The 19,313-nt window shown below is 56.9% G+C and carries 19 protein-coding genes; 15 read left to right on the top strand and 4 right to left on the bottom strand.

The window, feature by feature from the left end; translation table 11 throughout:
• Window positions 1-21: 21 nt before the first annotated feature.
• Entirely contained in the window at window positions 22-1,539 is a 1,518-nt protein-coding gene (gene dnaA / locus AC07S6_RS10355; protein WP_105225256.1) for a chromosomal replication initiator protein DnaA, read from the bottom strand.
• 585 nt (window positions 1,540-2,124) lie between these two features.
• Between dnaA and rpmH the strand changes: the two genes are divergently transcribed.
• From rpmH to mnmE, 5 genes are all read left to right on the top strand, one after another.
• Complete coding sequence (gene rpmH / locus AC07S6_RS10350; protein ID WP_003213577.1) at window positions 2,125-2,259, top strand: 50S ribosomal protein L34; 135 nt, start codon at window positions 2,125-2,127, stop codon at window positions 2,257-2,259.
• 13 nt (window positions 2,260-2,272) lie between these two features.
• Window positions 2,273-2,680: a ribonuclease P protein component gene (gene rnpA, locus AC07S6_RS10345; protein WP_020302575.1), complete on the top strand. Its 408-nt coding sequence runs from the start codon at window positions 2,273-2,275 to the stop codon at window positions 2,678-2,680.
• Window positions 2,673-2,918, top strand: a complete 246-nt coding sequence (gene yidD / locus AC07S6_RS10340; protein ID WP_019816912.1) for a membrane protein insertion efficiency factor YidD — start codon at window positions 2,673-2,675, stop codon at window positions 2,916-2,918. The genes rnpA and yidD overlap by 8 nt, the downstream gene beginning before the upstream one ends.
• A 2-nt stretch (window positions 2,919-2,920) precedes the next feature.
• A complete protein-coding gene (gene yidC / locus AC07S6_RS10335; RefSeq protein ID WP_054898311.1) occupies window positions 2,921-4,603 on the top strand; it encodes a membrane protein insertase YidC in 1,683 nt (560 codons plus the stop codon).
• A gap of 79 nt (window positions 4,604-4,682) precedes the next feature.
• Window positions 4,683-6,053 carry a tRNA uridine-5-carboxymethylaminomethyl(34) synthesis GTPase MnmE gene (mnmE, locus tag AC07S6_RS10330; RefSeq protein WP_490615336.1) on the top strand — a complete coding sequence of 457 codons (1,371 nt, stop codon included), beginning with the start codon at window positions 4,683-4,685 and terminating at the stop codon, window positions 6,051-6,053.
• Between the two features lie 18 nt (window positions 6,054-6,071).
• On the opposite strand, the gene AC07S6_RS10325 is transcribed toward mnmE, so the two are convergent.
• The 3 genes from AC07S6_RS10325 to AC07S6_RS10315 form a co-directional block, all read right to left on the bottom strand.
• Window positions 6,072-8,507 (bottom strand): TonB-dependent siderophore receptor, encoded by a 2,436-nt coding sequence (locus AC07S6_RS10325; protein WP_495112253.1) that lies wholly within the window; start codon window positions 8,505-8,507, stop codon window positions 6,072-6,074.
• Window positions 8,508-8,597: 90 nt separating this feature from the next.
• Window positions 8,598-9,542: a FecR domain-containing protein gene (locus AC07S6_RS10320; RefSeq protein WP_495112252.1), complete on the bottom strand. Its 945-nt coding sequence runs from the start codon at window positions 9,540-9,542 to the stop codon at window positions 8,598-8,600.
• The gene (locus AC07S6_RS10315; RefSeq protein WP_490615333.1) at window positions 9,542-10,048 is read right to left on the bottom strand and encodes a sigma-70 family RNA polymerase sigma factor; all 507 of its coding nucleotides are present in this window, start codon (window positions 10,046-10,048) and stop codon (window positions 9,542-9,544) included. The genes AC07S6_RS10320 and AC07S6_RS10315 overlap by 1 nt, the downstream gene beginning before the upstream one ends.
• A gap of 541 nt (window positions 10,049-10,589) precedes the next feature.
• Here AC07S6_RS10315 and mnmG point away from each other — a divergent pair.
• From mnmG to atpA, 10 genes are all read left to right on the top strand, one after another.
• Entirely contained in the window at window positions 10,590-12,482 is a 1,893-nt protein-coding gene (gene mnmG, locus AC07S6_RS10310) for a tRNA uridine-5-carboxymethylaminomethyl(34) synthesis enzyme MnmG (protein WP_014720591.1), read from the top strand.
• Window positions 12,479-13,123 (top strand): 16S rRNA (guanine(527)-N(7))-methyltransferase RsmG, encoded by a 645-nt coding sequence (gene rsmG, locus AC07S6_RS10305; protein ID WP_020302581.1) that lies wholly within the window; start codon window positions 12,479-12,481, stop codon window positions 13,121-13,123. The genes mnmG and rsmG overlap by 4 nt, the downstream gene beginning before the upstream one ends.
• An 18-nt stretch (window positions 13,124-13,141) precedes the next feature.
• On the top strand, window positions 13,142-13,939 hold the full coding sequence (locus tag AC07S6_RS10300) for a ParA family protein (protein WP_005792605.1): 798 nt from the start codon (window positions 13,142-13,144) through the stop codon (window positions 13,937-13,939).
• A 9-nt stretch (window positions 13,940-13,948) separates the two neighbouring features.
• Window positions 13,949-14,821, top strand: coding sequence for a ParB/RepB/Spo0J family partition protein (locus AC07S6_RS10295; RefSeq protein WP_003195890.1), 873 nt, complete (start codon window positions 13,949-13,951; stop codon window positions 14,819-14,821).
• 148 nt (window positions 14,822-14,969) lie between these two features.
• Complete coding sequence (locus AC07S6_RS10290) at window positions 14,970-15,377, top strand: F0F1 ATP synthase subunit I (protein WP_010565865.1); 408 nt, start codon at window positions 14,970-14,972, stop codon at window positions 15,375-15,377.
• A 16-nt stretch (window positions 15,378-15,393) separates the two neighbouring features.
• Complete coding sequence (atpB, locus tag AC07S6_RS10285; protein WP_003195886.1) at window positions 15,394-16,263, top strand: F0F1 ATP synthase subunit A; 870 nt, start codon at window positions 15,394-15,396, stop codon at window positions 16,261-16,263.
• Window positions 16,264-16,396: 133 nt separating this feature from the next.
• Window positions 16,397-16,654: a F0F1 ATP synthase subunit C gene (gene atpE / locus AC07S6_RS10280; protein WP_002555987.1), complete on the top strand. Its 258-nt coding sequence runs from the start codon at window positions 16,397-16,399 to the stop codon at window positions 16,652-16,654.
• A 56-nt stretch (window positions 16,655-16,710) separates the two neighbouring features.
• Entirely contained in the window at window positions 16,711-17,181 is a 471-nt protein-coding gene (locus tag AC07S6_RS10275) for a F0F1 ATP synthase subunit B (RefSeq protein ID WP_003195835.1), read from the top strand.
• Window positions 17,182-17,193: 12 nt separating this feature from the next.
• A complete protein-coding gene (locus tag AC07S6_RS10270) occupies window positions 17,194-17,730 on the top strand; it encodes a F0F1 ATP synthase subunit delta (protein WP_003195833.1) in 537 nt (178 codons plus the stop codon).
• 21 nt (window positions 17,731-17,751) lie between these two features.
• Complete coding sequence (gene atpA / locus AC07S6_RS10265) at window positions 17,752-19,296, top strand: F0F1 ATP synthase subunit alpha (protein WP_003195831.1); 1,545 nt, start codon at window positions 17,752-17,754, stop codon at window positions 19,294-19,296.
• The last annotated feature ends 17 nt before the right edge of the window (window positions 19,297-19,313 follow it).

Below are 19,313 nucleotides of genomic sequence, written 5' to 3'. Positions count from 1 at the left end.
TAATAAGCTGCGCTGGTGTCATCACGTAGTCAGTGTACGCAGCAGGTTCTTGTAGTCCTCGCGAATATCCGCGTCGGATTCCTTAAGTTCATTGATCTTGCGGCATGCGTGCAAGACCGTGGTGTGGTCGCGTCCGCCGAACACATCACCGATTTCCGGCAGGCTGTGGTTGGTCAACTCCTTGGAGAGGGCCATGGCAACCTGGCGTGGACGTGCGACCGAGCGCGAACGGCGCTTGGACAGCAGGTCGGAAATCTTGATCTTGTAGTACTCGGCCACGGTGCGCTGGATGTTATCCACACTCACCAGCTTGTCCTGCAAGGCCAACAAGTCTTTCAAGGACTCGCGAATCAGCTCGATGGTGATATCGCGGCCCATGAAGTGTGAGTGGGCGATGACCCGCTTGAGCGCGCCTTCCAGCTCACGCACGTTGGAACGGATGCGTTGGGCGATGAAGAACGCAGCATCGTGCGGCAGATCGACTTTAGCCTGGTCGGCCTTCTTCATCAGGATCGCAACACGGGTTTCCAACTCCGGTGGCTCGACTGCAACCGTCAGGCCCCAGCCGAAACGCGACTTCAGACGTTCTTCCAGGCCTTCGATTTCCTTCGGATAACGGTCACTGGTCAAGATGACCTGCTGGCCACCTTCGAGCAGGGCGTTGAAGGTGTGGAAGAACTCCTCTTGGGAACGTTCCTTGCGGGCGAAGAACTGAATGTCATCGATCAACAGGGCATCAACGGAGCGGTAGAAACGTTTGAACTCGTTGATGGCGTTGAGCTGCAAGGCCTTGACCATGTCGGCCACGAAGCGCTCCGAATGCAGGTAAACCACCTTGGCATTCGGGTTCTTCTTTAATAGGTGGTTACCGACGGCGTGCATCAAGTGCGTCTTACCCAAGCCCACGCCGCCATAAAGGAAGAGCGGGTTGTAACCATGCTTGGGATTATCGGCGACCTGCCAGGCGGCCGCTCGGGCCAGTTGGTTGGACTTGCCTTCGACAAAGTTCTCGAAGGTAAACGTGCGGTTCAGGTAACTGGTGTGCTTGAGCGCGCCTTCTACCTGCACAGTACGTTGCTCGGAGCGCACAGGTGCCTGTTGGGAGCTGGCACCGGCCATCGGGTCGAAGCTGTCGCGGGACGGCTCCTCATTCTCTGGCGCATTTTTGCGCGAGGACGGCTTGGATGGCGCAGCTGCCGGTGCAGGTGCTGCGGCGACAGGCGCCACTGCGGCCTGGGCTTGCGACGCGGCGGCGGCCAATGGCGCATTCGGCGCGGCGCGGGGAGCCGAGCTGCGCTTGCTGCCTATTAACAAAGAGAGAGCAGGCGCCAGACCGTTGCCATGTTCATCGAGCAATTCGAGAACGCGGCTCAGGTACTTCTCGTTGACCCAGTCGAGGACAAAACGATTGGGCGCATAGACACGCAACTCGTCGCCTTCGGCTTCGACCTGTAGCGGACGGATCCAGGTGTTGAATTGCTGGGCAGGCAGCTCATCGCGCAAAAGCTCCACGCACTGCTGCCAAAGTTCCACTGACACGGATATCCCCTAAGTTGAAAGCCGGTGAGGCAAAAACAGCCGCCATTGTAGCGGCCAGCCGTCCACTTATCCACATGTAGGTTGCTCACAGGCCACCCAAAATCAATGCCTTAACCGCAAAAAATGCGACCAGTGGTCTGTGCATAAGCTCTGTGGATAAACCCACCTGAGCTCGTTGTACAAGTGGGGTCGAAAGTCTGTGGGTAACCAGCCTGTGGATAACTACCGGTTCCACACACAGCTTATCCGATAGCGCAGCACAGGCAGAGCACTGCTTCTCCCCCGTGTTGTCATTCTCTGTACAACACGTGGAACAAGGGCTAAAGGCAGTTATCCACAGATGATCAAGCCTCTAGCTTTTATAAGCTTTACAGAAAAGCTTTAAATAACTTCCTTCTTTATTTTTATATCTATGGCATGTCGGATGGAAGCCAAACGGGGAGAAGGGCGTCAGGACCCCGTCGACATCTAATTAAAGGAAAAGCTGGTTGGAAATTGACCTAGAGGCTTGCTTTCTCTAGAATCGCCGGTCTCTTAAAACGGGGGCCATTCCGGCCCGTTGTGGACGAACCAGGTAACAACGCCATGAAACGTACTTTCCAACCAAGCACCATCAAACGCGCCCGTACTCACGGCTTCCGTGCTCGCATGGCTACCAAGAACGGCCGTGCTGTCCTGTCGCGTCGCCGCGCCAAAGGTCGTGCGCGTCTGGCAGTTTGATAATCCGGTACTGGTGGTGAGTCAGGACTTCAGTCGGGAAAAGCGTCTGCTAACCCCCCGGCATTTCAAGGCAGTCTTTGACTCCCCCACCGGCAAGGTTCCGGGGAAAAATCTCCTGCTCCTTGCGCGTAACAACGATCTTGATCACCCCCGTCTCGGGTTGGTGATCGGCAAGAAGAGCGTAAAGCTCTCCGTTGAGCGCAATCGCCTCAAGCGTCTGATGCGCGAATCGTTTCGCCTCCACCAGGACACTCTGGTTGGTTGGGATATTGTTATCGTCGCGCGCAAAGGCTTGGGTGATGTAGAAAACCCCGAATTGATTCAGCATTTCGGCAAGCTCTGGAAACGTTTGGCGCGTACCCACAAGCCAGCACCAGCAGTCAGCACCGAAACTGTAGGGGTAGACAGCCTTGATGCGTAAACTGGCAATCGTTCCGATCCAGTTTTATCGCTATGCCATTAGTCCTCTGATGGCCAGTCACTGTCGTTTCTACCCCAGTTGTTCCTGCTACGCGTTAGAGGCCATAGAAAATCATGGTCTTCTGCGCGGTGGCTGGCTGACCTTTCGTCGTTTAGGTCGCTGTCATCCGTGGAATCCCGGTGGTTATGACCCGGTTCCACCTATCCCTACCTCCCGTTCTTCTTCGATGGCCGAGTAATCATGGATATTAAACGCACAATCCTGATCGTCGCCCTGGCAATCGTGTCCTATGTCATGGTCCTTAAATGGAACCAGGACTACGGTCAGGCTGCCCTGCCGACTCAGAATGTTGCTACCAATCAGGCTGCGCCGGCTATTCCGGACACCCCGCTGGGTAACAATGCGTCCGCGAGTGCCGATGTACCCAGCGCGAATGGCGAGACAAGTGCCCCGTTAGAAACGCCAGTGGTCACCAACAAAGACCTCATCCACGTGAAAACGGATGTGCTCGAGTTGGCTATCGACCCACAGGGTGGTGATATCGCACAGCTGAAGCTGCCGCTGTATCCACGTCGCCAAGACCATCCGGATGTGCCGTTCCAACTGTTTGATAACGGCGGTGAACGTACTTATCTGGCACAAAGCGGCCTGACTGGTACCAATGGTCCGGATGCACGTGCTACCGGTCGTCCGGTTTATTCGACCGAACAAAAGACTTATCAACTGGCAGACGGCCAGAACCAGTTGAACGTCGACCTGAAATTCAGCCTCGACGGTGTCAACTACATCAAGCGTTTCAGCTTTACCCGCGGTTTGTACGATTTGAAGGTCACTTACCTGATCGACAACACCAGCGACAAAGCCTGGAGCGGCAACCTGTTTGCCCAGCTCAAGCGTGACGCCAGCTCCGATCCGTCTTCCAGCACCGCCACCGGCACCGCCACTTACCTGGGCGCCGCCCTGTGGACAAGTAACGAGCCGTACAAAAAAGTGTCGATGAAAGATATCGACAAGGGCACGCTGAAAGAAACCGTCCAAGGTGGCTGGGTAGCGTGGCTGCAGCACTATTTCGTGACCGCCTGGATTCCGAACAAGGGTGACGCGAACCTGGTTCAAACCCGCAAGGACAGCCAGGGCAATTACATCATTGGCTTCACTGGCCCGGCGTTGACCGTCGCTCCAGGTGCCAAGGCTGAAACCAGCGCTACCCTGTACGCCGGCCCTAAAAGCCAGGCGGTACTGAAAGAGTTGTCCCCAGGCCTGGAATTGACTGTGGACTACGGCTTCCTGTGGTTCATTGCCCAGCCGATCTTCTGGCTGTTGCAACATATCCACAGCATCGTCGGTAACTGGGGCTGGTCGATCATCTTCCTGACCATGCTGATCAAAGGGCTTTTCTTCCCTCTGTCGGCAGCCAGCTACAAGTCGATGGCGCGTATGCGTGCCGTGGCTCCGAAACTGGCCGCGCTGAAAGAACAACATGGTGATGACCGGCAGAAAATGTCGCAGGCCATGATGGAGCTGTACAAGAAAGAGAAGATCAACCCGCTGGGTGGATGCTTGCCGATTCTGGTACAGATGCCGGTGTTCCTCTCGCTTTACTGGGTACTCCTGGAAAGCGTGGAAATGCGCCAGGCGCCGTTCATGCTGTGGATAACTGACCTGTCGATCAAAGACCCGTTCTTTATCCTGCCGATCATCATGGGCGCGACCATGTTTATCCAGCAGCGTCTGAACCCAACCCCGCCGGATCCGATGCAGGCCAAGGTAATGAAAATGATGCCAATCATCTTCACCTTCTTCTTCCTGTGGTTCCCTGCTGGCTTGGTACTGTACTGGGTGGTCAACAACGTGTTGTCGATCTCTCAACAGTGGTACATCACGCGTAAAATCGAAGCGGCTACCAAAAAAGCCGAGGCGTAATTTACTCTGTGGATAACCACTCAAGACGCCCCCTAGTGGGGCGTTTTGCTTTCCGTCACTTTTGTTCTGGAACCTGCTGATGAGCGCTCCTCGTGAAACCATCGCTGCTGTCGCCACCGCTCAAGGTCGGGGCGGCGTCGGTATCGTTCGAATTTCCGGGCCATTGGCGGGCGTGGCAGCCAGGGCCATCAGCGGCCGGGAGCTGAAACCCCGTTATGCCCATTACGGCCAGTTCCTGGATGCCGACCACAGCGTATTGGACGAGGGGCTGGCCATCTATTTTCCAGGGCCTAACTCGTTCACTGGTGAAGATGTCCTTGAACTACAAGGGCACGGTGGTCCTGTGGTGTTGGACATGCTGCTGCAGCGCTGCTTGCAATTGGGTTGCCGCCTGGCCAGACCAGGGGAATTCAGCGAACGCGCATTCTTGAACGATAAGCTCGACCTGGCCCAGGCCGAAGCTATCGCCGATTTGATCGAAGCCAGTTCTGCACAGGCTGCACGTAACGCATTGCGTTCGTTGCAGGGGGCTTTTTCCCTGCGTGTGCATAACTTGACCGAGCAACTGATCAGCCTGCGCATCTACGTCGAAGCCGCGATTGATTTTCCGGAAGAAGAAATCGACTTCCTGGCGGATGGCCACGTATTGGCGATGCTGGATAAAGTCCGCGCTGAGTTATCCACAGTGCTGCGCGAAGCCGGGCAGGGCGCCTTGCTGCGCGATGGAATGACGGTGGTGATTGCCGGCCGACCAAATGCCGGTAAATCCAGCCTGCTCAATGCTCTGGCAGGGCGCGAGGCGGCCATCGTCACCGAGATCGCCGGCACTACCCGGGATATCTTGCGCGAGCATATCCACATAGACGGTATGCCGCTGCACGTGGTCGACACCGCTGGTCTGCGCGACACCGACGACCAGGTGGAAAAGATCGGCGTGGAACGTGCGCTCAAGGCGATCAGCGAAGCCGATCGTGTGTTGCTGGTAGTGGATGCCACTGCACCGGAAGCTGTGGATCCTTTTGCCTTGTGGCCGGAATTTCTTGAACAACGGCCAGACCCGGCCAAAGTCACCTTGATCCGTAACAAGGCCGACCTTACGGGTGAAGCCATCGCCCTGGAAACCAGTGAAGATGGCCACGTCACTATCAGCTTGAGCGCGAAATCGGCAGGTGACGGTCTGGAGTTGCTGCGCGAGCACCTTAAAGCCTGCATGGGCTACGAACAGACGTCCGAAAGTAGCTTCAGTGCGCGGCGCAGGCACCTGGAAGCGTTGCGTCATGCCAGCGCGGCCCTGGAGCACGGGCGGGCCCAGCTGACCTTGGCGGGGGCTGGGGAGCTGCTGGCTGAAGATCTGCGTCAGGCGCAGCAGCTGTTGGGTGAAATCACCGGCGCTTTCAGCTCGGATGATTTGCTGGGGCGGATTTTCTCCAGCTTTTGCATTGGCAAGTAACCGAGTTATCCACACCGTCTACCAGTTGTAAGACACCGTACCGAGCAAGGTACGGCTGTCGCCCCAATAGCAACGCCCCGCATCGTTGCAACCGGATACATATTCCTTGTCGAACAGGTTCTTGGCGTTCAGGTCCACCGACCAGTGTGGGTTGATCTGATAACCCAGTGCCGCATCCACCAAGGTGACGCTACCTGCGTCCAGCTTCCCGTAGAGCGTAGGCGAGGTGTAGGAAAAGGTACTGTCGAAATAGCGCACCCCGCCGCCCACGGAGAAACCCTTGAGTTGGCCGTCGAGAAAGCGATATTTGCCCCACACCGAAGCCTGGTTACGCGGCACGCCTGTCATCTGACGGCCTTCTACCAGCGAAGTGGCCGAATCCTTGGTTATCCGGGCGTCGGTGTAGGTATAGGCTGCCGTCACGTTGAAGTTGGAGCTGATGTTACTGTTGACCTCGACTTCCACGCCCTTGGCGCGACTTTCACCGACTTGGCGATAGCTGTTGGTGGTGGCATCGAGGTAGGTATCGTCCTGCTTGCGCAGGTCATACACCGACACGGTCATCGCCGTATCCCAGCCGATCGGTTCGTACTTAACGCCCACTTCGTATTGGCTGCTGGTGATCGGTTTCAACGGCGAGCCGGCGTTGGAGATCTGCTGCACGGGGACAAACGCGGTGGAATAGCTGACATACGGCGTAAGGCCGTTGTCGAACTGGTACATCACCCCGCCCTGGTAAGTGAATTTACGATCCTGTGAGTTGATATTGCTCGATGGCTTGACCTTGTCACGGTAGTCGCTGTCGACCCAATCCTGGCGGCCTCCGAGCAGAAAGAGCCAATGCTCGTATTTGCTTTGGATCTGTGCATAAACCCCTTTCATCTGCTGTTCAAGCAAAGTGTTTTGCACTGCCAGGGGAGTGAGCGGGTCGCGCAGGTACACTGGGTTATACACATCGATGGTGCCGGCGAAACCCGCATCCCAGTCTTGATTGAACGAGGTTCGGTCATAGCTGGCGCCCAATAGCACTGTGTTTTCCAGGCCGCCCACCTGAAACTTGCCTTCGAGCTGGTTATCCAGGGAATAAACCATCGACTTGTTGTAGCGGTCATAGGCGTTCATGTTCAGCCGGGTGCCGAAGCCACCGTTATTCAATGATCCAGGCCAGGTTTCGTGTCGGTTGATGCGTGACTGCATATAGCGCGAGTTCTGACGGAACTGCCAGTCATCATTGAAGCTGTGGCTGAACTCATAGCCGGTGCTCCACGCTTCGCGTTCAAAGGTGTTCCAGTCCGGATTGCCCAGCAGGGTGTGTTTGGACAGCTTCCCGTTGGGATTTGTAAGCAGCGTACCGGCGGCGGGTAGGCCAAGTTCCAGGTTGGTATGGTCTTTCTGGTAGTTGGCCAGCAGCGTCAGGGTGTTGTAGTCGTCGAAGTTCAGGGTCAGGGATGGCGCGATATACAGACGATCGTCCGGGACGTGATCGATCTGTGTGTCGGATTTACGCCCCAGCATCACCACCCGGCCCAGGACAGTGTCACTGTCGTTGAGCGGGCCCGAGATATCCACAGCCAACTGGCGTCGATTATTCGAACCATAACTCACCTGCACCTCGCCTTGCGGGGTTGCAGTCGGGTGTTTACTCACCAGATTAACCAAGCCACCGGGTGCGTTTTCACCGTAGAGCAGGGAAGAAGGACCGCGGAAAATCTCGACCCGTTCCAGGCCGTAGGGTTCGCTGGTGGTGTCGTATCGATTGCCTTGAACTCGCAGGCCATCTCGCAGCAGGCCGTAACCGTAATCCGTGGCGTTGAAACCGCGTATGAAAAACAGATCGCCTGCCAAGCCGTCGCCCGCCGCGAACGGTGGGGCGAAGATTCCCGGTACGTAGCCCAGCACTTCTGTCAGGGTCTGGGACTTCTGGTCCTTGATACGCTGGCCAGTGACAACGGACACCGAACGCGGGGTCTCGGACAGCGGTGTGCTGGTCTTCGTGCCGATCCGGCTGTTCTGAGCCTTGTAGCCTACATCCCCGGCGATCTCTTGATTGAAGCCGCCCTGTTGATAGGCGCTCACGGTGGTAGGGGCCAAGGTCAATTGGCCAGCAGGTGCCGCCTGTAATACATAGCTGCCGGGAGCCTGTGCGACCGCCTGCAGGTCCGAGTTCTGCAACAGTAGCGCAAAGCCCTGGTCCACCGAATAGTCACCTTGCAGCCCTGGCGTATTCAAACGCGCCGTTTGCTGTGGCGAGAAGGACAGAATCACATTGGCCTTGGCGGCAAACTGGCTCAAGGCGTTGTCCAGCGGGCCTGCGGCAATGGCAAAGTGTTGCGTTGCGCTGGCGGCCATGACGGTGGTGGATAACAACACACCGGTCGTAGCGGTGATGAACTGCAGACCGTACGTCATGCCATGGCAGGAAAGTCGTTTGCGGAGCGGGGTGGGAAGGCGCATAGGTGAGTAAGCCCTGAAGGTAGCGTCGTGATTACCTGTAGGGCCGCACCAGGTCAAAAAAAGATAACCCCTCTGTGGATTATTTTTCGATTAGCCGATCCGGGTGACCGACACCCAATAGCGCGTAAAGTATTTCACTTGAATCGGCAGGCTCGCTTGCAGGTTAGCGAGGACGGCATCGGTTGAGTCCAGACGGAAGGTCCCGGAAACGCGTAGGCCCGCAGAGGCTGGGTCGCAGTGCAATACGCCCGGCCGATAGCGCGCCAACTCATCGATAACTTCTCCCAGCCGAGCATCGAGCACGATCAGTTGGCCATCGACCCAGGCGGCCTGTACACCGCCATATCGCTGGGCAGGGCGCACATTGCGCCGATCAAACTCTGCGCTCTCAGCCGCGCCAATAGTGCGGCGAAGTTCGGGTTGGTCGCCGGGGGATATCTCAACCCGTTCTTCCAAGACGCCCACCCGCGTGGCGTCCGGCAGTTGGCGCACAGTAAACCGAGTGCCCAGCGCCTGGACGCGGCCTTGGTGAGTTTCTACATAAAACGGTAAGTGCCCACCCCGTGTGCCGGTGTGGATAAGTACTTCACCCTCGCGCAGACGGATCAAACGTTGGTGCCCATCAAAGGCCACATCGATAGCGGTATGAGTATTGAGATTGATCTGCGTGCCATCCGCCAACTCGATGCGCCGCCTCTGGCCCACCGACGTGCGGTAATCAGCCCATGCGTTACCCAACGACGTATGTTGCTGGACGTTCCAGCCCAGGTAGCCACTGCCGCCAAGCACCAGCATCCACTTGAGTACCTGGCGCCGCTGTTGCGTGGTGGATAACGCGCGGCGTGTGAGATCCGGGGGCAGGCCACCGAGGCTGCGTTGCAACTGCTCCATCTGGTCCCAAGCCGCCTGGTGGGACGGGTCATGATTAAGCCACTGCTGCCAGGCTTGATGTTGTGCGGGCGTCGGTGATTGCGACTGGAATTGCACATACCAACTGGCAGCGACCTCGAACGTCTTGCGGTCAGGGCTGACCATTACCGGCTGGCCATGATCAGGGAGCACTCGGTGAGGGCACGGATCATGTGTTTCTTCACCGTGGTCAGCGATACCTGCAGTAGATCGGCGATCTGTTGATAAGTCAGCCCTTCAATCTGTGCGAGCACGAAAATTCGCCGTGCACGCTCACCCAGCCCAGACAGCGCTTTATCCACAGCCACCAGGGTTTCGATGATGATTGCCTTGTCTTCCTCACTGATAGCCGTGGCTTCAGGACGCTCTGCCAGGGTCTGCCTGTAGGCCTGCTCGATGGCATGCCGGCGATACCGATCAATCACCAGGCCCCTGGCGATGGTGGCCAGATAGTCCCGTGGTTCGAGGATCTGCGCCGCATGTCGTCCACCGAGCATGCGCACGAACGTGTCGTGGGCCACATCGGCTGCATCGCTGGCGTTATGCAATTTTCCCTTGAGCCATCCGCGCAACCACGAATGGTGCTGTTCATAGATGTGCTGGACCGCTGCGGTATGTGAGGAGGGAGGCATAGGCGCGACAAGGCAGGTTAATGATAATCGCTATTATTAACTGGCCCAGTGTTTTCCCACAATAGATCTGTTTTCGTCCCACCCGGAATTAATTCCCAGCTTTGCCGTGGACGAAATCGGCCGTTTCTGTGGATTAAGCCCTGTGAATAACCGCTCCTGTGCCCAGTTGATAACAGGGCGTGAAACCTGCGTAAAAACCCATCTGTGGATAACCAGTCGTTTAACCCACAGGCTTAAAGCACTTATCCAAGGGCCTCATTGGCAGATGATCACAACGTTTTGAATCTCTGTACACATTGTAAATAAAGGCCTGTAGAGATCTATCCACAGAAATGTTGCTCAGTATAAATAAACATAAAAACAAAGATTTAATAAATTTCTCTCTTTTAATTTCTATTGCCTGTGATTCATCCACAGCTGGTTAAATTTTGTGCAAAGGGTTCTTTAGGAAGCCCTAAGTCCCTATACTTGCCCGCAAAGCTCTAAAACCCTTTCAACAAACAATTCCTGATTACCTACATAAGCAGGCACGAGGTGCGTGGTGGATTTCCCTTCCCGTTTTGAAGTGATCGTCATCGGCGGCGGTCATGCCGGTACCGAGGCAGCACTGGCGTCAGCACGCATGGGTGTAAAAACCCTGTTGCTGACGCATAACGTGGAAACCCTCGGTGCCATGAGTTGCAACCCCGCAATTGGCGGGATTGGCAAAAGCCATCTGGTCAAGGAAATCGATGCCCTTGGCGGGGTAATGGCGATGGCCACCGACAAGGGTGGTATTCAATTTCGCGTGCTCAACAGCCGTAAAGGCCCGGCCGTACGTGCTACCCGGGCTCAGGCCGACCGTATCCTGTACAAGGCTGCGGTACGCGAAACCCTGGAAAACCAGCCGAACCTGTGGATATTTCAGCAGGCCGCCGATGACTTGATCGTCGAGCAGGACCAGGTACGCGGTGTTGTTACGCAAATGGGTCTGCGTTTTCATGCAGATTCGGTCGTACTGACCACGGGCACGTTCCTGGGCGGACTTATCCACATCGGTATGCAAAATTATTCCGGTGGCCGTGCCGGTGACCCGCCGTCGATCGCCCTGGCAAAACGTCTGCGTGAACTACCGCTGCGCGTCGGCCGCTTGAAAACCGGGACCCCGCCACGCATTGATGGGCGTTCTGTGGATTTCTCGATGATGACCGAGCAAGCCGGCGACACGCCGATCCCGGTCATGTCGTTCATGGGTTCCAAAGAACAGCACCCGAAACAGGTCAGCTGCTGGATTACCCACACCAACGCCCGTACCCACGAAATCATTGCCGCGAACCTTGATCGTTCGCCGATGTATTCCGGGGTGATCGAAGGCATTGGCCCGCGGTATTGCCCGTCGATCGAAGACAAGATCCACCGCTTTGCCGACAAGGAAAGCCACCAGGTCTTTATCGAACCCGAAGGCCTGACCACCCACGAGCTGTACCCCAACGGAATTTCCACTTCGCTGCCGTTCGATGTGCAAATCCAGATCGTGCAGTCGATTCGCGGTATGGAAAACGCGCACATCGTGCGTCCGGGCTACGCCATCGAGTACGACTACTTCGACCCGCGCGACCTGAAATACAGCCTGGAAACCAAAGTGATCGGTGGCCTGTTCTTCGCCGGCCAAATCAACGGCACCACCGGTTATGAAGAAGCCGGGGCCCAAGGTTTGCTGGCCGGGACCAACGCAGCATTGCGTGCACAGGGCAAAGACAGCTGGTGCCCGCGTCGCGATGAAGCCTACATCGGCGTATTGGTCGACGACCTGATTACCCTGGGTACCCAGGAACCGTACCGGATGTTCACATCTCGGGCGGAATACCGTCTGATCCTGCGCGAAGACAACGCCGACCTGCGCTTGACCGAAAAAGGTCGCGAGCTGGGCCTGGTCGATGACGCCCGCTGGGCGGCCTTCTGCAAAAAACGCGAAAGCATTGCGCTCGAAGAACAGCGTCTGAAAAGTACCTGGGTTCGCCCGGGTACGGAGCAGGGCGACGCCATCGCAGAAAAATTCGGCACGCCGTTGACCCATGAGTACAACTTGCTCAACCTGCTTTCCCGTCCGGAAATCGACTACGCTGGTCTGGTCGAAGTGACAGGCCAGGGCGCTGAAGACCCACAAGTTGCCGAACAGGTGGAGATCAAGACCAAGTACGCCGGTTACATTGATCGCCAGCAGGACGAAATTGCTCGCCTGCGCGCCAGTGAAGACACCAAGCTGCCTGTGGATATCGACTACACCGGGATTTCCGGGTTGTCGAAAGAAATCCAAAGCAAGTTGGGGATAACTCGTCCGGAAACCCTCGGGCAGGCTTCACGTATCCCTGGCGTCACCCCGGCAGCCATCTCGCTGTTGATGATTCATTTGAAAAAACGCGGCGCGGGCCGTCAGTTGGAGCAAAGCGCTTGAGTTCGTTGGTCACCTCGCAACACGCCGAAGAGTTATCCACAGGAGCGCGCCAGTTGGGCGTTGCGCTGACCGAAGCCCAGCATGAGCTACTGCTGGGCTACCTGGCCCTGTTGATCAAATGGAACAAGGCTTACAACCTGACCGCAGTGCGTGATCCGGACGAAATGGTCTCGCGCCATCTGCTCGATAGTCTTAGTGTTATGCCGTTCATCGAAAATGGTCGCTGGCTGGATGTCGGCAGCGGCGGCGGAATGCCCGGTATTCCGCTGGCGATTCTGTTTCCCGAGTCGCAAGTGACCTGCCTGGACAGCAACGGCAAGAAAACCCGCTTCCTGACCCAGGTCAAACTCGAACTCAAGCTGGACAACCTGCAAGTTATCCACAGCCGCGTCGAAGCCTTCACGCCTGAACAGCCCTTCAACGGAATTGTTTCCCGGGCGTTCAGCAGCATGGAGAACTTCAGCAACTGGACCCGCCACCTTGGCGATCGCGACACGCGCTGGCTGGCAATGAAGGGCGTCCATCCAAGCGACGAGCTGTTAGCATTGCCGGCAGACTTCCACCTCGATAGCGAACACGCCTTGGCCGTACCTGGTTGCCAAGGCCAACGCCATCTGCTGATACTGCGCCGCACGGCATGATTGGGAACACAAGCAAGAATGGCTAAGGTATTCGCGATAGCGAACCAGAAAGGTGGCGTGGGTAAAACCACCACCTGTATCAACCTCGCAGCATCCCTGGTCGCGACCAAGCGTCGGGTGCTGCTGATCGATCTCGATCCACAGGGCAACGCCACCATGGGTAGCGGTGTGGATAAACACGGCCTGGAAAACTCGGTCTACGATTTGCTGATTGGCGAATGCGACCTGGCCCAGGCCATGCACTATTCCGAGCACGGCGGTTACCAACTGCTGCCGGCCAACCGCGATCTGACCGCGGCGGAAGTGGTGCTGCTGGAAATGCAGATGAAAGAAAGCCGTCTGCGCAGCGCCCTGGCGCCTATCCGTGAAAATTACGACTACATTTTGATCGACTGCCCGCCGTCGCTTTCGATGCTCACGCTCAACGCGCTGGTTGCTGCCGATGGGGTGATTATCCCCATGCAGTGCGAGTACTTTGCCCTTGAGGGCTTGAGCGACCTTGTGGATAACATCAAGCGTATCGCCGAGTTGCTCAACCCGAACCTGAAAGTCGAAGGCCTGCTGCGGACCATGTATGACCCGCGCCTGAGCCTGATGAACGATGTGTCGGCGCAGCTCAAGGAACACTTCGGTGACCAGCTGTACGACACCGTGATTCCACGCAACATCCGTCTGGCCGAAGCGCCAAGCTATGGCATGCCGGCGCTGGCGTACGACAAATCCTCGCGTGGCGCCATCGCCTACCTGGCATTGGCTGGCGAGATGGTTCGCCGCCAACGCCGTAATTCACGCACCGCTGCAGCCCAGCCAACTTAAGGAATCCCCATGGCCGTCAAGAAACGAGGTCTCGGACGTGGACTGGATGCACTGTTGAGTGGTCCGACCGTCACATCGCTTGAAGAACAAGCGGTGCAGGCCGACGAGCGCGAGCTGCAGCACTTGCCGCTGGACCTGATCCAGCGCGGCAAATACCAGCCACGTCGGGACATGGACCCCCAGGCCCTGGAAGAACTGTCCAACTCGATCAAGGCTCAGGGAGTGATGCAGCCCATCGTGGTGCGCCCCATTGGCGGTGGCCGCTTTGAGATTATCGCCGGGGAGCGCCGCTGGCGTGCCAGCCAGCAGGCCGGCAAGGAGACTATCCCGGCGATGGTGCGCGACGTGCCGGATGAAACCGCGATCGCCATGGCACTGATCGAGAATATTCAGCGTGAAGACCTCAACCCGATCGAAGAAGCGATTGCGTTGCAGCGTTTGCAGCAGGAATTCCAGCTCACCCAGCAACAAGTGGCCGAGGCAGTGGGCAAGTCCCGCGTCACCGTGTCCAACTTGTTGCGTTTGATCGCGCTGCCGGAAGTGATCAAGACCATGTTGTCCCACGGCGACCTGGAAATGGGCCATGCCCGTGCGTTGCTCGGTTTGCCGGAAAATCAACAGGTTGAAGGGGCGCGACACGTTGTCGCACGAGGCCTGACCGTACGTCAGACTGAAGCGCTGGTGCGCCAATGGCTCAGCGGCAAACCTGCACCGGTGGAAACCGCCAAACCTGATCCGGATATCGCGCGACTCGAGCAGCGCCTGGCCGAGCGCCTGGGCTCTGCGGTGCAAATTCGTCACGGCAAGAAGGGCAAAGGGCAATTGGTCATCGGATATAACTCCCTTGACGAGCTTCAAGGCGTCCTTGCCCACATCCGCTGAAACATTTGCTTATGTAGCGCGTGATCGGAAATCACTACCCGACAGTTGAATAGGGGCTGAACCGCCCCTATACTCTGCGCGCATTTTGTCGGCACAAATTATGCCAAGTTATTGATTTCCGGCAGCCGACCATTGAGGAGCAAGAGTGATGGAAACCCGCACGCCAAACACGTTGCCGTTCCATCGCTTGGCTGTTTTTCCGGTTCTACTGGCTCAATTTGTCATTTTGCTGATCGCCGCATTGGCGCTTTGGTATTGGCATGGAGTCGTAGCCGGGTATTCAGGACTCTGCGGAGGCCTGATAGCCTTGCTGCCCAATATGTATTTTGCTCACAGGGCCTTTCGGTTTTCCGGCGCCCGAGCAGCCCAGGCTATCGTCCGGTCTTTTTATGCCGGCGAAGCAGGGAAACTGATTTTGACGGCAGTGCTGTTTGCACTGACCTTTGCAGGTGTGAAGCCATTGGCGCCGCTGGCTGTATTCGGCGTCTTCGTGTTGACCCAACTGGTCAGCTGGTTCGCTCCCCTGCTAATGAAAACAAGACTTTCGAAACCTTAGGGCGTTTGAGGCAACCATGGCAGAAACAACCGCTTCGGGCTATATCCAGCACCACTTGCAGAACCTGACCTTCGGTCAGCTTCCTAATGGCGGCTGGGGCTTTGCCCACACCGCAGCAGAAGCCAAAGAAATGGGTTTCTGGGCTTTCCACCTGGATACTCTGGGTTGGTCGGTCGCATTGGGTCTGATCTTCGTCCTGATTTTCCGCATGGCGGCAAAGAAGGCGACTTCCGGTCAGCCAGGTGCTTTGCAGAACTTCGTTGAAGTATTGGTCGAATTCGTCGATGGCAGCGTGAAAGACAGCTTCCATGGCCGTAGCCCGGTGATTGCACCGCTGGCACTGACCATCTTCGTCTGGGTGTTCCTGATGAACGCCGTCGACCTGATCCCGGTGGACTGGATTCCTCAGTTGGCCATGGCGATCTCCGGCGACCCGCACATTCCATTCCGCGCCGTATCCACCACTGACCCGAACGCCACACTGGGCATGGCTCTGTCGGTATTCGCGCTGATCATTTTCTACAGCATCAAGGTCAAGGGCATCGGCGGCTTCATCGGCGAACTGACCCTGCACCCGTTCGGCAGCAAGAACATCTTCGTTCAAGCCCTGCTGATCCCGGTGAACTTCCTGCTGGAATTCGTCACCCTGATCGCCAAGCCGATTTCCCTGGCTCTGCGACTGTTCGGCAACATGTATGCCGGCGAGCTGGTGTTCATTCTGATCGCTGTGATGTTCGGCAGCGGCCTGCTCTGGCTTAGCGGCCTGGGCGTAGTTCTGCAGTGGGCGTGGGCTGTGTTCCACATCCTGATCATTACCCTGCAGGCCTTCATCTTCATGATGCTGACCATCGTCTACCTGTCGATGGCGCACGAAGAGAACCATTAAGACCAGTCTCGACTAGTCTGATGTCCTTCCCGGTCAAACGGGAAGGTGGCCCAACAGGGCTATGAAACGATTTGTTTTACCGCTTTAAAATCTAAAAAACCTAAACCATACGACGTAAAAGTCGGGAGGAAAGATGGAAACTGTAGTTGGTCTAACCGCTATCGCTGTTGCACTGTTGATCGGCCTGGGCGCCCTGGGTACTGCCATTGGTTTCGGCCTGCTGGGCGGCAAATTCCTGGAAGGCGCAGCGCGTCAGCCAGAAATGGTCCCAATGCTGCAAGTTAAAATGTTCATCGTCGCCGGCCTGCTCGACGCCGTGACCATGATCGGCGTTGGTATCGCACTGTTCTTCACCTTCGCGAACCCCTTCGTTGGTCAACTCGCTGGCTAATCACTCGAATTTTCGAGTGATTGGGGTGATGGACAACGAATGAGCGAGGTGTTGGCGTGAACATTAATGCAACCCTGATTGGCCAATCCGTTGCGTTCTTCATTTTTGTAGTGTTTTGCATGAAGTTCGTGTGGCCTCCGGTCATCGCGGCTTTGCACGAACGTCAGAAGAAGATCGCGGATGGTTTGGACGCTGCCAGCCGTGCAGCTCGCGACCTGGAGTTGGCCCACGAGAAAGTGGGTCAGCAACTGCGCGAAGCTAAAGCACAGGCAGCCGAGATCATTGAGCAAGCCAAGAAACGCGGTAACCAGATCGTCGAAGAGGCTGTTGAAAAAGCCCGCGTCGAAGCTGACCGTGTGAAGGCTTCGGCTCATGCCGAGATCGAACAGGAACTGAACGGTGTCAAAGACGCGCTGCGTGCCCAACTGGGTGCTCTGGCCGTTGGCGGTGCTGAGAAGATCCTCGGTGCCACAATCGATCAAAACGCGCACGCGGAGCTGGTTAACAAACTGGCTGCTGAAATTTAAGCGAGGGCGATCATGGCAGAACTGACCACGTTGGCCCGACCTTACGCTAAGGCAGCCTTCGAGCACGCCCAGGCCCACCAGCAGCTGGCCTCTTGGTCAGCCATGCTCGGCCTGGCTGCAGCAGTGTCGCAAGACGACACCATGCAGCGCGTGCTCAAGGCCCCGCGCCTGACGAGCGCAGACAAGGCCGCCACTTTTATTGAAGTGTGCGGCGACAAGTTTGATGTGAAGGTGCAGAACTTCATCCACGTCATTGCCGAAAACGACCGTCTCCCGCTATTGCCGGAGATCGCCGCTCTGTTCGACCTGTACAAGGCCGAAGCAGAGAAATCGGTAGACGTTGAAGTGACCAGTGCTTTCGCATTGAACCAAGAACAGCAAGACAAACTCGCCAAGGTTCTCAGTGCACGACTCAATCGGGAAGTGCGCCTGCAAGCTTCGGAGGACGCATCGCTTATTGGTGGTGTTGTTATCCGTGCCGGCGACCTGGTTATCGATGGCTCGATTCGCGGCAAAATCGCGAAACTTGCCGAAGCATTGAAATCTTGAGTTTGAAGGGGCAGCAGAGCAATGCAGCAACTCAATCCTTCCGAAATAAGTGAAATTATCAAGGGCCGCATCGACAAGCTCGATGTGACCTCCCAAGCCCGTAACGAAGGCACTGTCGTCAGCGTATCTGACGGCATCGTGCGGATTCACGGTCTGGCCGACGTAATGTACGGCGAGATGATCGAGTTTCCGGGCGGCGTCTACGGTATGGCCCTCAACCTGGAGCAAGACTCCGTAGGTGCCGTTGTATTGGGCGCATACACCAGTCTGGCTGAAGGCATGAGCGCCAAGTGCACAGGCCGCATCCTGGAAGTTCCGGTTGGTAAGGAACTGCTGGGTCGCGTAGTCGACGCACTGGGTAACCCTGTTGACGGTAAAGGTCCACTGGGCAACACCGAGACCGACGCGGTCGAGAAAGTTGCTCCAGGCGTGATCTGGCGTAAGTCGGTAGACCAGCCTGTACAGACTGGCTACAAGGCTGTCGATGCCATGATCCCGGTCGGCCGTGGCCAGCGTGAGCTGATCATCGGTGACCGTCAGATCGGTAAAACCGCTCTGGCCATCGACGCGATCATCAACCAGAAAGACAGCGGCATTTTCTGCGTCTACGTAGCCATCGGTCAGAAGCAATCGACCATCGCCAACGTAGTTCGCAAGCTGGAAGAAAACGGCGCCCTGGCCAACACGATCATCGTGGCTGCCAGTGCTTCGGAATCTCCTGCGCTGCAATTCCTGGCACCGTACTCCGGTTGCACCATGGGTGAATTCTTCCGCGACCGCGGTGAAGACGCGCTGATCGTTTATGACGATCTGTCCAAGCAAGCAGTGGCTTACCGCCAGATTTCCCTGCTGCTGCGCCGTCCTCCAGGCCGTGAAGCTTACCCAGGCGACGTGTTCTATCTCCACTCCCGTCTGCTGGAGCGCGCATCCCGCGTTTCGGAAGAATACGTAGAGAAGTTCACCAACGGCGCAGTGACCGGCAAAACCGGTTCCCTGACCGCACTGCCGATCATCGAAACCCAGGCTGGCGACGTTTCCGCGTTCGTTCCGACCAACGTGATTTCCATCACCGACGGTCAGATCTTCCTGGAATCGGCCATGTTCAACTCGGGCATCCGCCCTGCAGTGAACGCCGGTGTTTCGGTATCCCGTGTGGGTGGTGCCGCTCAGACCAAGATCATCAAGAAGCTCTCCGGTGGTATCCGTACCGCTCTGGCTCAGTATCGTGAACTGGCGGCATTCGCACAGTTCGCTTCTGACCTGGACGAAGCGACCCGTAAGCAACTTGAGCATGGTCAGCGCGTTACCGAGCTGATGAAGCAGAAGCAATACGCCCCAATGTCGATCGCTGACATGGCGTTGTCGCTGTATGCCGCTGAGCGTGGGTTCCTGACCGACGTTGAAATCGCCAAGGTCGGCAGCTTTGAACAAGCGCTGATTGCTTACTTCAACCGCGATCACGCCGAATTGATGGCGAAGATCAACGTGAAGGGTGACTTCAATGACGATATCGACGCTGGCATGAAAGCCGGTATCGAGAAGTTCAAGGCCACCCAAACCTGGTAAGCCGCAGCGGGAGCCGC

The sequence above is a fragment of the Pseudomonas sp. GW821-FHT07B01 genome (assembly GCF_059419065.1).
Note: the sequence above shows the minus strand (reverse complement) of the source record. Positions and strands in the feature narration are given on the sequence as shown.

Excerpts from the sequence above, each read along its gene's own strand:
- AC07S6_RS10290 (WP_010565865.1), top strand. The coding sequence starts at position 14,970 with ATGGAAACCCGCACGCCAAACACGTTGCCGTTCCATCGCTTGGCTGTT.
- atpB (WP_003195886.1), top strand. The coding sequence starts at position 15,394 with ATGGCAGAAACAACCGCTTCGGGCTATATCCAGCACCACTTGCAGAAC.
- mnmE (WP_490615336.1), top strand. The coding sequence starts at position 4,683 with ATGAGCGCTCCTCGTGAAACCATCGCTGCTGTCGCCACCGCTCAAGGT.
- AC07S6_RS10320 (WP_495112252.1), bottom strand. The coding sequence starts at position 9,542 with ATGGTCAGCCCTGACCGCAAGACGTTCGAGGTCGCTGCCAGTTGGTAT.
- rpmH (WP_003213577.1), top strand. The coding sequence starts at position 2,125 with ATGAAACGTACTTTCCAACCAAGCACCATCAAACGCGCCCGTACTCAC.
- yidC (WP_054898311.1), top strand. The coding sequence starts at position 2,921 with ATGGATATTAAACGCACAATCCTGATCGTCGCCCTGGCAATCGTGTCC.
- AC07S6_RS10295 (WP_003195890.1), top strand. The coding sequence starts at position 13,949 with ATGGCCGTCAAGAAACGAGGTCTCGGACGTGGACTGGATGCACTGTTG.
- atpA (WP_003195831.1), top strand. The coding sequence starts at position 17,752 with ATGCAGCAACTCAATCCTTCCGAAATAAGTGAAATTATCAAGGGCCGC.
- AC07S6_RS10315 (WP_490615333.1), bottom strand. The coding sequence starts at position 10,048 with ATGCCTCCCTCCTCACATACCGCAGCGGTCCAGCACATCTATGAACAG.
- yidD (WP_019816912.1), top strand. The coding sequence starts at position 2,673 with ATGCGTAAACTGGCAATCGTTCCGATCCAGTTTTATCGCTATGCCATT.
- AC07S6_RS10325 (WP_495112253.1), bottom strand. The coding sequence starts at position 8,507 with ATGCGCCTTCCCACCCCGCTCCGCAAACGACTTTCCTGCCATGGCATG.
- atpE (WP_002555987.1), top strand. The coding sequence starts at position 16,397 with ATGGAAACTGTAGTTGGTCTAACCGCTATCGCTGTTGCACTGTTGATC.
- AC07S6_RS10300 (WP_005792605.1), top strand. The coding sequence starts at position 13,142 with ATGGCTAAGGTATTCGCGATAGCGAACCAGAAAGGTGGCGTGGGTAAA.
- AC07S6_RS10270 (WP_003195833.1), top strand. The coding sequence starts at position 17,194 with ATGGCAGAACTGACCACGTTGGCCCGACCTTACGCTAAGGCAGCCTTC.